Source organism: Rhizobium sp. CB2179 (genome assembly GCF_057653455.1).
Genome location: NZ_CM172781.1, coordinates 84,465 through 97,678, shown reverse-complemented (window position 1 = coordinate 97,678; position 13,214 = coordinate 84,465). Strand labels below are relative to the sequence as shown.

12 protein-coding genes and 1 tRNA gene are annotated in these 13,214 nt (G+C 59.2%); 8 read left to right on the top strand and 5 right to left on the bottom strand.

Translation table 11 applies throughout. The features are described from left to right. The 4 genes from AC244Q_RS00500 to AC244Q_RS00485 form a co-directional block, all read right to left on the bottom strand. Complete coding sequence (locus AC244Q_RS00500) at positions 1-1,929, bottom strand: hypothetical protein (RefSeq protein ID WP_113546451.1); 1,929 nt, start codon at positions 1,927-1,929, stop codon at positions 1-3. A 481-nt stretch (positions 1,930-2,410) separates the two neighbouring features. Further along, positions 2,411-2,487, bottom strand: a tRNA-Arg gene (locus AC244Q_RS00495). 122 nt (positions 2,488-2,609) lie between these two features. Further along, positions 2,610-4,130 (bottom strand): ATP-binding protein, encoded by a 1,521-nt coding sequence (locus AC244Q_RS00490; RefSeq protein ID WP_113546450.1) that lies wholly within the window; start codon positions 4,128-4,130, stop codon positions 2,610-2,612. Positions 4,131-4,287: 157 nt separating this feature from the next. After that, positions 4,288-6,285 carry a methyl-accepting chemotaxis protein gene (locus AC244Q_RS00485; RefSeq protein ID WP_012755833.1) on the bottom strand — a complete coding sequence of 666 codons (1,998 nt, stop codon included), beginning with the start codon at positions 6,283-6,285 and terminating at the stop codon, positions 4,288-4,290. Positions 6,286-6,704: 419 nt separating this feature from the next. Between AC244Q_RS00485 and rpmH the strand changes: the two genes are divergently transcribed. The 8 genes from rpmH (at position 6,705) to AC244Q_RS00445 (ending at position 12,290) form a co-directional block, all read left to right on the top strand. After that, complete coding sequence (gene rpmH, locus AC244Q_RS00480; protein ID WP_003545006.1) at positions 6,705-6,839, top strand: 50S ribosomal protein L34; 135 nt, start codon at positions 6,705-6,707, stop codon at positions 6,837-6,839. 20 nt (positions 6,840-6,859) lie between these two features. Beyond that, positions 6,860-7,261: a ribonuclease P protein component gene (gene rnpA, locus AC244Q_RS00475; protein WP_003545005.1), complete on the top strand. Its 402-nt coding sequence runs from the start codon at positions 6,860-6,862 to the stop codon at positions 7,259-7,261. Further along, a complete protein-coding gene (gene yidC, locus AC244Q_RS00470) occupies positions 7,261-9,054 on the top strand; it encodes a membrane protein insertase YidC (protein ID WP_012755832.1) in 1,794 nt (597 codons plus the stop codon). The genes rnpA and yidC overlap by 1 nt, the downstream gene beginning before the upstream one ends. A 153-nt stretch (positions 9,055-9,207) precedes the next feature. After that, on the top strand, positions 9,208-9,861 hold the full coding sequence (yihA, locus tag AC244Q_RS00465) for a ribosome biogenesis GTP-binding protein YihA/YsxC (protein ID WP_012755831.1): 654 nt from the start codon (positions 9,208-9,210) through the stop codon (positions 9,859-9,861). Positions 9,862-10,128: 267 nt separating this feature from the next. After that, positions 10,129-10,338, top strand: a complete 210-nt coding sequence (locus AC244Q_RS00460) for a cold-shock protein (RefSeq protein ID WP_003545000.1) — start codon at positions 10,129-10,131, stop codon at positions 10,336-10,338. 133 nt (positions 10,339-10,471) lie between these two features. After that, positions 10,472-10,696, top strand: coding sequence for a hypothetical protein (locus AC244Q_RS00455; protein WP_003556111.1), 225 nt, complete (start codon positions 10,472-10,474; stop codon positions 10,694-10,696). A gap of 120 nt (positions 10,697-10,816) precedes the next feature. Further along, positions 10,817-11,092 carry a hypothetical protein gene (locus AC244Q_RS00450; RefSeq protein WP_003556110.1) on the top strand — a complete coding sequence of 92 codons (276 nt, stop codon included), beginning with the start codon at positions 10,817-10,819 and terminating at the stop codon, positions 11,090-11,092. 121 nt (positions 11,093-11,213) lie between these two features. Beyond that, positions 11,214-12,290, top strand: a complete 1,077-nt coding sequence (locus AC244Q_RS00445) for a sensor histidine kinase (RefSeq protein ID WP_128407339.1) — start codon at positions 11,214-11,216, stop codon at positions 12,288-12,290. Positions 12,291-12,562: 272 nt separating this feature from the next. Here AC244Q_RS00445 and AC244Q_RS00440 read toward each other — a convergent pair whose 3' ends face one another. Continuing rightward, positions 12,563-13,117, bottom strand: a complete 555-nt coding sequence (locus AC244Q_RS00440) for a fasciclin domain-containing protein (RefSeq protein ID WP_128407338.1) — start codon at positions 13,115-13,117, stop codon at positions 12,563-12,565. Positions 13,118-13,214 lie beyond the last annotated feature (97 nt).

The following is a 13,214-nucleotide window of genomic DNA, read 5'->3' as shown; positions in this document are numbered from 1 at the left end:
TTAAAATCCAGCTTTCTTCAGGCCTTCTCGGTAAAGATCCTTATGCCATTGCTCCTTACTCGGAACCGCAGACAGCCATTTGTCCACGTCGAAGTCCGGATTGACTTCGCGAAACCTCCTGACGAAGATCCGCGCCTTGTCCTGATGGCCCAACATGGCCCAGCTTGCGGCCGCTAGCCTGTCGGCCAAACTGGCATCGGCCATCTGCCCAATGTAATCCAGCGAAGCTTCGAATTCGCCAAGGGCATAATTTGCGCCGGCAGCGGTCCAGAAATAGGTGTCGGGGCTGAGCGGGTTCAGCTCGATTGCCCGCTCGATCTTTCGCAAGGCGATGGCAGGGAGCGAACAATGAACCAAAGTGTCGGCGTAGTCGGCAATAACATCCGCATAGTGCGGGGCGAGGCTCTCCGCCACTTCCATTGCCTCGGCGCTTTCGTCAAATGCACCCTGCAACAATTTCGCCACGCCGAACTCGCGATATCCATCGGCAAAATCCGGACGCGTTTCGGTGGCCTGCTTTGCCAAGGTCTCTGCCGTTTTCAACAGATCGATATCACCCCGCGCGGTCAACAGCCATTCCTTGGAGTAAGTCCGCGCCATTGAACTCAGCGCCGGTGCGAAATCGGGGCTGAGGCTGAGCGCGGCTTTCATCTCCTTGCGCGCACGCCGTAGATTCGGAAGCGTCAGCCGCGCCAGATGCCGCCTGCCAACGAGATATCGATGGTAAGCCGCCGGGTTCAAATCCTCGCGCAACGCCTCATGGCGCTCGATTTCGCTGGATATGGAAAGAGCAATCCGTCGAGAGACAGTCCTCCTGTCTTTGACAAGATCCCGATGATCAAGGCTGAACCTCTCTGCCCAGACAATTTGATTCTGGTCAAAAAAGATCAGTTGGGCGAACAAGGTGACGTCATCGCCCGCATTGCTGATCCGAGTGTCGAGAATGTAATTGACGTGATGTCGTTCAAAGAAGGCCTTCTGGGTCTCCATGTGGTGGCCAATTTGCACCGCCGAATATGGGGCTATGACCTGCAGGCTGTTGAAGGCGCAAAATCCAATCGTGATATCCTCCACCAAAGACGCAGCTAAAAAACCGGCTTGGGGATGAATGGATTGATTTCTGGGTGGAAGCAGCACCAGGCGAGGAATTGCAATGCTGACGTCCTCGGGCTCAAGGGAAGCAGCGGTTACGTGTTTTTCCCTTGACGGCACTAACGCCGGGCGAACGGGTTTTGTGTCAGCACCGTCGGATGCGCCGCGTACCGCGATCCCTCGCGAAATCGAATTGCGCCGCTGTTCGAAATAGGTCCGAAGCGATTCAACCTCTTCCTCCGCCTTGAATATCTCTATCAGCAACTGCAGCGTATCCGGATCCTTCGGTTCCGTCCGAAACAGGATAATGGCGGCCTTTCGCAGGAGTTCTGATTCCGCTCTCGACTGCGCTCGTCGCGATACCGTTTTCAATGTATTTGCGAGAAGGTCGATATGGCATTTTTCGCGCTCGGCAAGCCACTGTTGAAACTCGCGGCTGTGGCAGTGAACCGGCCCCAGAAAGGGTTGGTTCAGCAGCTTCACAAGATGTTTAAGCAGAGAGAACGGCGCGACCGCTTCGTCGGTCTCGGATAGCAGGTCGGAAGACAAGGACTTTCGGTCGAGAGAGACCATGTTGCCCTGGGATGAGAGAATGTTTATTCCGAGTTCGGCTTGGCGGGCCTTCACTCTCGAAATCAGCTTACGCAACGTCGAAAGCGCAACGTCCCTATCGGCATCGCCCCACAGAAAACGCGCCAAGGTCGTTCGATCCGCCGACCCTTCACCGATCGTCAACAAAAAGACGAGAAGCAGCAAACCTTTCTCGGGAAAGGCAACGAGGCTTCCCTCCCCGTCAACGAGCTGCAACCTGCCAAAGGTGTTTAGAACAAAAGCCATTTTGCCTTTACGTCACCACGTACCCGGGTATTCACAAGAAAAGTGAAATGCACGCATTGCAATAATAAAGTCGCGAATTCGTTATGCGGCGGGCACTTTGTCCCAATGTCCTACGAAACTCAATATGCGCGAGAGACGCAAAGGTTGCGTTATGCTTGAGATCCTCGCCATTACGAATAGATTTTTCGCAAACCAGCTTATTGCCGGTTAGCTTTAGAATAATTCTATATGTAATATCGTTTTCCGAAACACCTGCGATAGCGGTGTTTAGGCATTTTCCGCGGGGTTGAAGATATCCTTAGGCAAATTACTGCAAAGCCAAAAACCCAAATCAATCAATCGAGCAGCGCTGCTCGCTCTGTTGCTAATGAAACTTCCACCTGATCGCCCGAACGAAGGATAGCGTCGGCAAAGCACCTGGAACGGCAAATTTCTTCCCGCGGTTCAACAGGTCGTGGCAGACTTTCGATGAAAAGAGAAATGGCGCACCCGAAGAGATTCGAACTCCTGACCCCCAGATTCGTAGTCTGGTGCTCTATCCAGCTGAGCTACGGGTGCGTGCAAAATGCGGCGGAGCCGCTTGCGTGGCGATCCTCTAAAACGTCCTTCGGGACAATGCAAGAGCATTTCTGAAAAAATCGCGTCTTTGTCTGCCAGTAGCCGCACCTTGCGAAACCCCGTCACTTTTCAATGTGCGCCCGGCTGCGGTAATCCTCCAGCGAAACCGGGCGATCGGGGATCTCGATGCGGAACTGCGTGCCGACCGTCGGTTTTTCCACCAGCGCGATCGTGCCGCCATGGGCGAGCACCAGCTCGCGGGCGATGGTGAGGCCGAGGCCGGTGCCGCCGGAGCGGGCCGAGCCGCGGAAGGCGGCAAAGAGGTTCTGGCGCGCCTTCAGCGGCATGCCGGGACCGGTATCATCCACGGTGATGCTGACGACGCTGCCGACGCGCTGGGCGGAGACGGTGATGCGCCTGACGGAGCCCGGGCCGCCCTCGCCCGGCGAGGTCAGCGCCTGCAGCGCGTTGCGGCAGAGATTGTGGATGACGCGGAAAAGCTGTTCGCCATCGGCATCAACCTCAAGCTCGGCGCCGATCTGCTCGGCGAATTCGATGCCGCTTTGCGGATCGATCGCCAGCATGTCCTTGACGTCCTGGGTCAGTTCCAACAGGCGGATATGGCGGCGGCGCGGTGCGGATTCGCTCGCCTTGCCGTAGGACAGCACCTCGGTGGTGTAGCCGACGGCGCGGTCGATGGTGCGCAAGAGCTTCGGGGCGAAGCTTTTCACCATCGGGTCATCGACATCGACCAGCCGGTCCGACATCAGCTGCGCAGACGCCAGGATATTGCGCATGTCGTGATTGATCTTGGAAACGGCGAGGCCGAGCGCTGCCAGGTTCTTCTGCTGCTTCAGCGTCTTTTGCAGCTCCATCTGCATCGAGGTGAGGTTGCGGCCGGCGACCGCCAGTTCGTCGCGGCCGCCGTCGCCGATATAGATATGGGCCGGGTTGTCGGGATCGGAGGAGAATTGCTGCATGCTGCCGGTCAGCCGGCGGATCGGGCCGATGAGGATGCGGTTGATCGCAAAGAAGATCAGCGTCGCCGTAAAAAGCGAGATCAGCACCGACAGCAACAGGACATTGCGGGAATAGACGAACATCGCCCTGCGCAGCGGCCTGTCCTTCATCACCACCTCGACGCCGGTATTGGTGTCGCCGACGGGACCATAGACGCGGATCATCCTGCCGCCGCCGAAAACCAGCGTGTCGAGCGCATCGCGGATTGCCGTTACCGGCGGCACATCGGTGAGATCGTAGGCCTCATCGACGGAGGTCGGCATATCGGTCGTCGCCAGCAGCCGCGAGGTGCCGTCCTTGCGCAGTACGATCGCCTTGGTGCCGGTCGCCTCCAGCGTCTCTTTCTGCAGCGCGCGCGGCAGTTCGACCGGCTGCAGGCCATCGATGACGATGGCGGCGGCAGCGGCCGTATTCAGCCTGTCCTGCAGCCAGCGCACGCGCATGCTGGCGACCGAGGGAAAGAAGATCAGGATTTCGGCGAGCATGATGAAGAAGACGGTGAGCCAGAGCAGCTTGCCGGAAAGGCCGCCGAACAGGCCGGCAGACGGGCACGGCGCCCTTGCAGCCTCGCCGGCGGCCGGGGTTTCCGCCGAAGGATTATCGCCCTGATCTTGAATCGGCATTCTGGTCTCGCCCGATCGGCAGCACCCAGGCCGCCCTTACCGTTGAGCTCTATATTAGACCAAGATGCTCCGCTTTCAAATCTTTGCGAGCAGCGTCATGTCGCCACAAGAAAACGCCGCCCGGAGGCGGCGTTTGAAGGCACGTGATCAGGAAAGATCAGAACTCTTCCCAGCTCTGTTCGGCTGCGGCGGCATTGCCGCCGAAGGCGCGTGCGACCTTGGCGATTGCGCGGCGGGCGGGCGAGGCGACCGGCCGATGCGGCTCGTTGCGGACGAGCGCCGCGGGTGCCGGCGCATCATCCGACAGTTTGAAGCGGGCAATGAGGCGCACCAGGCCACCGGCTTCGGCCGAAAGCCTGTGCGTGGCGGCGGAGGTCTCTTCCACCATCGCAGCGTTCTGCTGTGTCACCTGGTCCATCTGGTTGACGGCGGTATTGACTTCCTTGAGGCCGGTCGACTGTTCGGTCGCAGCCGTCGCGATCGAATGGATATGGTCATTGATGGCGATAACGCGGGTGCCGATTTCGGCCAGCGCCTCGCCAGTCGCCTGGACCAGCTTGACGCCGACCTGCACCTCGTTGCCGGATTTGGTGATCAGCGCCTTGATGTCCTTGGCAGCCGTCGCCGAACGCTGGGCGAGTTCGCGCACTTCCTGCGCCACCACCGCAAAACCCTTTCCGGCATCGCCGGCGCGTGCCGCCTCGACACCGGCATTCAGCGCCAGCAAGTTGGTCTGGAAGGCGATCTCATCGATGACGTTGATGATCTGGCTGATTTCGCGCGAGGCCTGCTCGATCCGGCCCATGGCCTCGACGGCATTGCGCACGACGACGCCGGAGCGGCCGGCATTCTCCTTGGCTTCGGACACCATGATGGTGGCTTCATGCGCCCGCTCGGTGGAATTCTGGACGACGGCGGTGATCTCGTCGAGTGCCGCCGAGGTCTCTTCGAGGGCGGCTGCCTGCTGCTCGGTGCGCTTCGACAGGTCGTCGCTGGCATTGCGTAGCTCGGCGGTGTTGCCGTTCATCGCTTCCGTCGTCTCGCGCACTTCGCGCATCGTCGCCTGCAGGGTAACGAAGGTATTGTTGACGTTCTGCTGTAGCTCGGCGAAGGCGCCCTGGAAGTTGCCGCTCATCGTCTGGGTGAGGTCGCCTTCGGCAAGGCTTGCGATGACGCGGCGGGTCTCACCGATGCCGGCATCGACGCTCGACAGCAGCATGTTGATGTTGCCGGCGAACTGATTGAGGTTATCGTCCTCGTAATCCTTGCTGATGCGGTGGCCGAAATCGCCGGCTGCTGCCGCTGCCACGACGACAGACATGCTCGACTGCAGGTCGTCGCTCTTGGCGCGCATCGCCGCCTCCTGGGCGTTCAGGCGCTTGATGGCCAGGCCGTTCGCCTTGAAGACCGCAACCGCTGCGGCCATCTCGCCGATTTCATCCGGACGGCCGGCAAAGGGGACCTCGGCGTCGAAATTGCCGTCGGCAACTTCCTTGATCGCATGGGTGACGCGCTTGATCGGGCGGCTGAGATGGCTGGTGCCGATATAGAAGCCCATGCCGACGCCGACCGCGATGCCGATGCCGGTGATGCTGAGTACAAGCATCAGCACCCAGGAGCGGAAGCTCTCGATCTCGGCGTTGACGGTCTCCAGCGCTGCCTTGTCGGTGGCGACGACCGCATCGATTTCCGCCTGGAACGCCTTGCGGTTGGCGCGGTTGGCGTCATTGTTGCCCTGTTGGCCAGCGGCTTCAGGGCCGACTTCCGTGCCGAGACGGACCGTTTCCGTGCGGAAGGTGCGGAATTCCGCGGCGCGGGCGACGAGCTTGGCAAAGTCGGCCTTCTGGCTCTCGGGAACGAGCGGCGCCCAGCCCGAGATGACCTTGTCGATCTCGTCGAGATCGGCCATCAGGCCCTTGGCGAAGTTCGGCGTATCCTTGATCGTTTTGGCGGCATAGATGCCGCGCGCTTCCATGACCACCGCCGTGACGAAACGGTTGAGGCGTTCGCCCGCATAGGCACGGGCTGCGGCATGCTCGTAAGCCGTCAGGTTGCGACTGTATTCGTGCATGGCGGACAACGCCGTTGCGCCGATCAAAAGCGCCACCGCGCCCATCACGCAAACCAGCAGATTAATTTTGCCCCGGATCTTCAATGCAATGCCTCCTAGCTACGCTACTGCCTGGAAAGCAAATTCCCAGTCGATGCGTTGAATATCGGCGAAATTTATTAAAGTTCGATTTCTAATATTTACGATTGTGGCTTCGGAAATGATCCATGCCGAATACGGTTGTCCGACCTAAGCGCCTGAAAACAGGGGCAATCGATCTGCCACGACGAAAACTACAACCACTCGGGGCATGCCTCATTTCTTAACACCAGAGTGCGAAATTACTTTAGGGGCCGGCAGCGCAGAGCGAAATTATCCGGCATAATTGACTTTTACAGGCTTCATCCTTATAAGCCCGCGCACGTTCGGTCACTTAAGCCTTTCATGGCCCGCCCGTTCGAAAAACAACGCTCCTTGCATTATGCAAATTCAAGAAGGGCCGCACTCCGCGGTGTTTAAAATAAATGAAGCGTACCTACCAACCATCCAAGCTTGTTCGCAAGCGTCGCCACGGTTTCCGTGCGCGCATGTCCACGAAGGGTGGCCGCAAGGTCATCGCAGCCCGCCGCGCGCAGGGCCGCAATCGTCTGTCGGCGTAAGCCGGGCTGCCCGGTAAGAGATGGCGGGCGAATTGACGATCAGTGAGAAAAAACACACTGTCGGGCGGCTGAAGAGCCGCCCGCAGTTTCTTGCCGCGCGCGAGGGCGAAAAACGCCGGGGCGGCCTCTTCCTTCTCGAAGTCCTCGACCGGAAGGAACCCGACAGCCAGGCACGCGTCGGTTTTACAGTCACCAAAAAACATGGCAACGCGGTCGAACGGAACCGCATGCGCCGCCGCCTGAAAGAGGCGGTGCGGCTTCATGCGGGGTTTGCAATGCAGCCCGGACACGACTATGTGGTTGTCGCGCGCAGGGACGTGCTAGACGCGTCCTTCCAGGAATTGGCCGCGGAACTGAAATCCCGCGTGGAAACCAGGCCGAAACACCGGCGCTCCGGAGACGGACGCCCCAGGAACGTATGATGGAAAACAACCGCAATTACTTCATTGCGATCGCTCTCTCGGTGCTGATCGTCCTCGGCTGGCAATTTCTCTATATGAATCCGCGCATCGAGGCCCAGCGCAAGGTGCAGGAAGCCCAGAAGGCGCAGCAGCAGACCGAGCAGGTGCAGCAGCCGGCAGCAGGCGGTCAGACGCCGGCCCAGCCGAGCGGTGCGGCACCTACCAGCCAGGCGGCCGCAACGGCGACGCTCGAGCAGGCGCTGGCAAAGAGCCCGCGCGTCGTCATCGACACTGCTGCCCTCTCCGGCTCGATCAATCTTGCCGGCGCCCGCCTCGACGACCTGAAGCTCAAGGGCTACCACGAGACCGTCGACGACTCGAGCCCGATCATCACGCTGTTCAGCCCGGCCGAAACCAAGGACGGTTACTTCACCGAGCTCGGCTATATCGGTAGTGACGCGACAGGCAGCGTTCCCGGTCCCTCGACGCTCTGGACGGCTCCGGAGGGCGCCAAGCTCACCGAAAAGACGCCGGTGACGCTTTCCTACACCAATGACAAGGGTCTGACCTTCACCCGCACCATCTCCGTCGACGAACGCTACATGTTCACCGTCGCCGACAAGATCGAGAATGCCGGCCAGGCTCCCGCCTCGCTCAATTCTTACGGCCGTGTCACGCGTTACAACAAGCCGACGACGCCCTCGGTCTACGTGCTGCATGAAGGCTTCATCGGCGTCATCGGCGACGACGGCCTCGTCGAAACGAAATATACCGCCGCCGAAAAGGAAGCCGTCAAGCCGGCCAAATCTACCGGTGGCTGGCTCGGCATCACCGACAAATACTGGGCCGCGACGATCGTTCCACCGCAGAGCGCTCCCTATGAGGCAAGCTTCTCGCATTTTGCCGACGGTCAGCCGCGCTATCAGGCCGACTACAAGGAAGATGCCTTCACCGTTGCGCCTGGCCAATCGATCGAGCTGAAGAACCTCGTCTTCGCCGGCGCCAAGGAAGTGCCCGTCATCGACGGTTATGAGGCCAGCTACTCGATCCCGAAGTTCGACCGGCTGATCGACTGGGGCTGGTTTTATTTCATCACCAAACCGATGTTCAAGCTGATGGACTTCTTCTTCCGCTACTTCGGCAATTTCGGCGTGGCGATCCTGTGCACCACCATCGTCGTCAAGCTCCTGTTCTTCCCGCTCGCCAGCAAGCAGTACGCTTCGATGGCGAACATGAAGCGCATGCAGCCGAAGATGGAGGAGCTGAAGGCGAAATTCGCAGACGACCGCATGGGGCTGCAGCAAGCGACGATGCAGCTCTACAAGGAAGAGAAGATCAATCCGATCGCCGGCTGCTGGCCGGTGGCGCTGCAGATCCCGATCTTCTTCTCGCTCTACAAGGTGATCTACATCACCATCGAAATGCGGCATGCGCCGTTCTTCGGCTGGATCAAGGACCTTTCGGCGCCCGATCCGACGACGATCGTCAATCTGTTCGGCCTGCTGCCCTTCGAGGCGCCGACCATTCTGCATCTCGGCGTCTGGCCGCTGATCATGGGCGTCACGATGTTCCTGCAGATGCGCATGAACCCGACGCCGCCCGATCCGACGCAGGCGATGATCTTCACTTGGATGCCGCTGGTGTTCATGTTCATGCTGGCAAGCTTCCCGGCCGGCCTGGTCATCTACTGGGCCTGGAACAACACGCTCTCGGTGGCGCAGCAGTCGGTGATCATGAAGCGCCACGGCGTCAAGGTCGAACTCTTCGACAATCTGAAGGGTCTGTTCCGACGAAAAACGGCACCGTCGAAATGATGCCTGCCAAGCCCCGCTCCGGCGGGGCTTTTCTTTTGCGGCAGCGGAAGAAGGAGGCAAAGCCATAGCCTGCAAACGGCCTCGAAGCTTGACATCCGCCTGCAAAACCACGAAGCCCGGTAAAAGACCCAACCCAGAGATTGCAGAGCCCGCATGCCCGAAACCGAAAAGCCGCTCTTCGGCCACCCGTGGATCTTCATCCGCGGCGTACCGTCCCTGAACTTCCTGCCGCCGGAAGGGCCGTTGGAAGTGGCCTTTGCCGGTCGCTCGAATGTCGGCAAATCCTCGCTGATCAATGCGCTGGTCGGTCAGAAGGGCCTGGCGCGCACCTCGAACACGCCGGGACGCACGCAGGAACTGAACTATTTCGTTCCGGACGGTTATTCCGGCGAAGGCCAAGACCTGCCGCCGACGGCGATCGTCGACATGCCGGGCTATGGTTATGCGCAGGCGCCGAAAGAGCAGGTCGACAAGTGGACCAAGCTCGTCTTCGATTACCTGCGCGGCCGCGCGACGCTGAAGCGCGTCTATGTGCTGATCGACAGCCGCCACGGCATCAAGAAGAACGACGACGACGTGCTCGATCTGCTCGACAAGGCCGCCGTCTCCTACCAGATCGTGCTGACCAAGACCGACAAGATCAAGGCGGCTGGCGTGCCGAAGCTGCTTGCCGAAACGGCGGAAAAGATCCGCAAGCGCCCGGCCGCCTATCCCGGCGTGCTGTCCACCTCCTCGGAAAAGGGCGATGGACTGGACGAACTGCGCCAGGCGATCGCCGAAACCGTCGGTATCGCCCGCTGGAAGTAGAGGGCGTACGCGCGCCGGACGCGGCGACTTGTCTGGTGTAAAGGCCTCAGCGACATCCAACAGTTGAATCTGCTTACAGTTGAAAACTAAAGGTTGACGAAGCAGCTTTAATGAGCTAGATAGCGAGCATCGAATTTTGCTTGCTGGCTTGGTTATCGCGCGATTGGCACCGCGCTCTGAACGAACTTCCTTTCAAAAATCGCTATCACCATCCGCATCGCCTTGGCGTTGCGGTTCTTCAATATTGCTATGAAAGGGTTCATCATCATGGCCACTGGCACAGTTAAATGGTTCAATTCCACCAAAGGCTTCGGCTTCATTCAGCCTGATAATGGCGGCGACGACGCCTTCGTTCACATCTCCGCCGTCGAGCGCGCCGGAATGCGCGAACTCGTCGAAGGCCAGAAGATCGGCTTCGACCTCGAGCGCGACAACAAGTCGGGCAAGATGTCCGCTTGCAATCTCCAGAACGCTTAAATCGGTATCTGCTTCCCTTTGACCACGGATGTACTGGCACTGCCGGAAGCACGTTATCAATCCAAGGCCAGGCGATTTGCCTGGCCTTTTTTGTTTTCGCTCGCGCGTCGAGCCCACCCGTATCGGAGCCAACATGACAGAGACATACAGCAAATCTCGACAGCGGGCGGAGATTGCCTTCGGCAACGTCCAGACCCAGTTCTTCGCGAAGAACCAGGCGGCCGAAGAGCTCGAATCCGACGCCCAGTCGCAACAGGCAAAGACGTTGCGGCTTCGGGAGGCCCGGCTTGCCAGGGAACAGAGTGACCGGGTGTCGGCAACCTCTGCCCTCATTGCAAAACGCGCCAGGGCCCGCTGAGATCACAACCCGATCGCCAAGGCTCGAGACTTAAAACGCGTCTGAAATGACGGGCTTACAGATCGCGCGCTGCACACGACCCAAAGCGTGCTGATATTCACTCGCATCAAGGAAGCATCAATGGCAGAGACTCCGCAGGAACTTCAGTCGATCAATACGGCGTGGCAGATCGCCATTCAGGAAATTCTGCGCATGGTGATCAGAGACATGTATCACGGCGGCGGCGAGGCTTCGTTCAAGACGCATATCAAGCGTATCGAAGAAGCGGCCGTCGACAGTATTTACACGGATTTGCGGCTGCGCGGGACTGATGAATGGACGGAAGTGCTGGTCAAGGAAAGGGCGAGCAATTTCGTCACGACCCTGCTGACGTCATTTACCTATGACCGGGCTTAAATCACCCTGTGGCCGGAAATCGATGGACGTGCCGCCGATCAACGCTTGCGTCCCAGCAGTTTTTAAAGCAACCCTAGTTCTCCTGCTGTGCGGGAAAAGCCGCGTCCAAGAGTAATATTTGATGACCGATAGCAAAGACCAGCCGATTTCGCCAGAAGGCGTCGGCAACTTGCCCCATCTTGCCGAAGCCCTTGATGACGACCGGTTTCGACACTTTCTCGATCATGTGCCATTCGCGGTGGCTGTCTCCGAACTCGGTGGCGACGAGCCGCTGGTTTACGTCAATCTCGAATTCGAACGGCTGACGGCGCTTGAGGCAACCGAGGTCCAGGGAAAACCCTGGCCGGACATTAAATTGAACTCCACCGCCGTCTCCGGAGAGGTGCCGCTCACAGCTGCTGTGACCTCTGCGGAGGAATATATTGGCGCCTTCTCGCTCGCCGCCGAACCCGAGAGCACCGTCATTATCGATGTCTGGTCGAATACGATCGTCGACGATGATGACACCCCACTCTTCCGACTGGTGGCCTTTGCTGCCCGCAATGAGGCGACGGCCGCTGAGAGCTTCAGCGAACTGCTGACGGAGAAAGATGTCCTTCTGCGGGAACTACAGCATCGTGTGAAGAACAATCTTCAGATGATCACGGCGCTCATCCGAATGGAGGCGCGCAATGCTCAACAGAATGAGGAAAGCGAAAGGTTTGCACGGCTTGCCGGGCGGATTGAAGCCTTGGCCCTGCTCTATCGCTCGCTGTCAGACGAAGAGAAAGGCGCCACTGTCGATCTTGGCACCTATGTCAGCCAGATTGCCGCCTCGGTGATGGCGGCCCATGCCGTGGAAGGGATCCGGCTGGACATGAAGGTCGACACCTGGCCGGTTTCGGTCGATGTCGCCATGCCGGCCGGCCTCGTCATCAACGAGCTCCTCACCAATACGCTGAAGCATGCCTTCATGGGGCGTGATGGCGGCGAAATCACACTCCGCTGTGTCGTCAGCGATACAGGCTGCAGGATCACCGTTGCTGATAACGGGGTCGGTCTTCCCCCGGATGTGACCTGGCCGCAGCCGGGAAAGCTGAGCGCGATGATCGTACAGTCGCTGAAACAGAATGCCCGCGCCGAGGTTGAAGTCAGCTCATCCCCTGACACCGGCATGAGTGTCTCCCTCGTCTTCCCGAGAGCTGAAGCGGCCCAATAGAGCGCCGCGCGCCTTTTCAGACGCACTAGGGACGCTCTATCATTTTGAATCTGCGCGTAATCCTTTCCGAAAATCGATTCCGATTTTCGGGGTTATGCGATAGCCACCTCATCAATTTGTGTTTGGGGCGCCCTTAGAGCGTTCAGCTTTTTATGGAAGCGCAGAACCGCTCTAACCTTTTGTTTTTGCGCAATTCCGGACGGAAACCCGCTCTGCACTTTTCCTGGAATTGCTCTAGGAGCGCCCCAATGCGCCTGGCGATACGAGCGGGCTTACATCTTCGGCAGCAGCACCTTGTCGACGACATGGATGACGCCGTTCGACTGTTTGACGTCGGCGATCGTCACATGGGAGACACCGCCGTTTTCATCGGTCAGGGTGATCTTGCCCATGCTTTCCTTGGCTTTCAGCACGCAGCCGCCGACGGTCTTGATGTCGTGCTCGCCGCCGTCATCCTTGATCATCTTGGCAACGGTCTTGGCCATCGCATCGGCGGCAACGACGTGGCAGGTCAGAACCTTGGTCAGCGTCGCCTTGTTTTCCGGCTTCAGCAGCGTATCGACGGTGCCCTTCGGCAGCGCGGCAAAAGCTTCGTTGGTCGGCGCAAAGACGGTGAAGGGGCCCTTGCCTTCGAGCGTGCCGACCAGGCCTGCCGCCTTGACGGCTGCGACCAGCGTCGTGTGATCTTTGGAATTCACGGCGTTCTCGATGATGTTCTTGCTATCGAACATCGCAGCGCCGCCGACCACTGGATTCTTGGCGGCGGCAAAGGCGACGGCGGACATGGCTGTGGCGAGCGCGACGCCGAGCAATACGGACTTGATCATGATTTTCTCCTCACCGGACACCATCCGCGGGCTTTATGCCTGAGCGTCGTCCGGACATTTCGAACTACGGAGGGCCGCGCCGAAGAGTTTCAGTGAG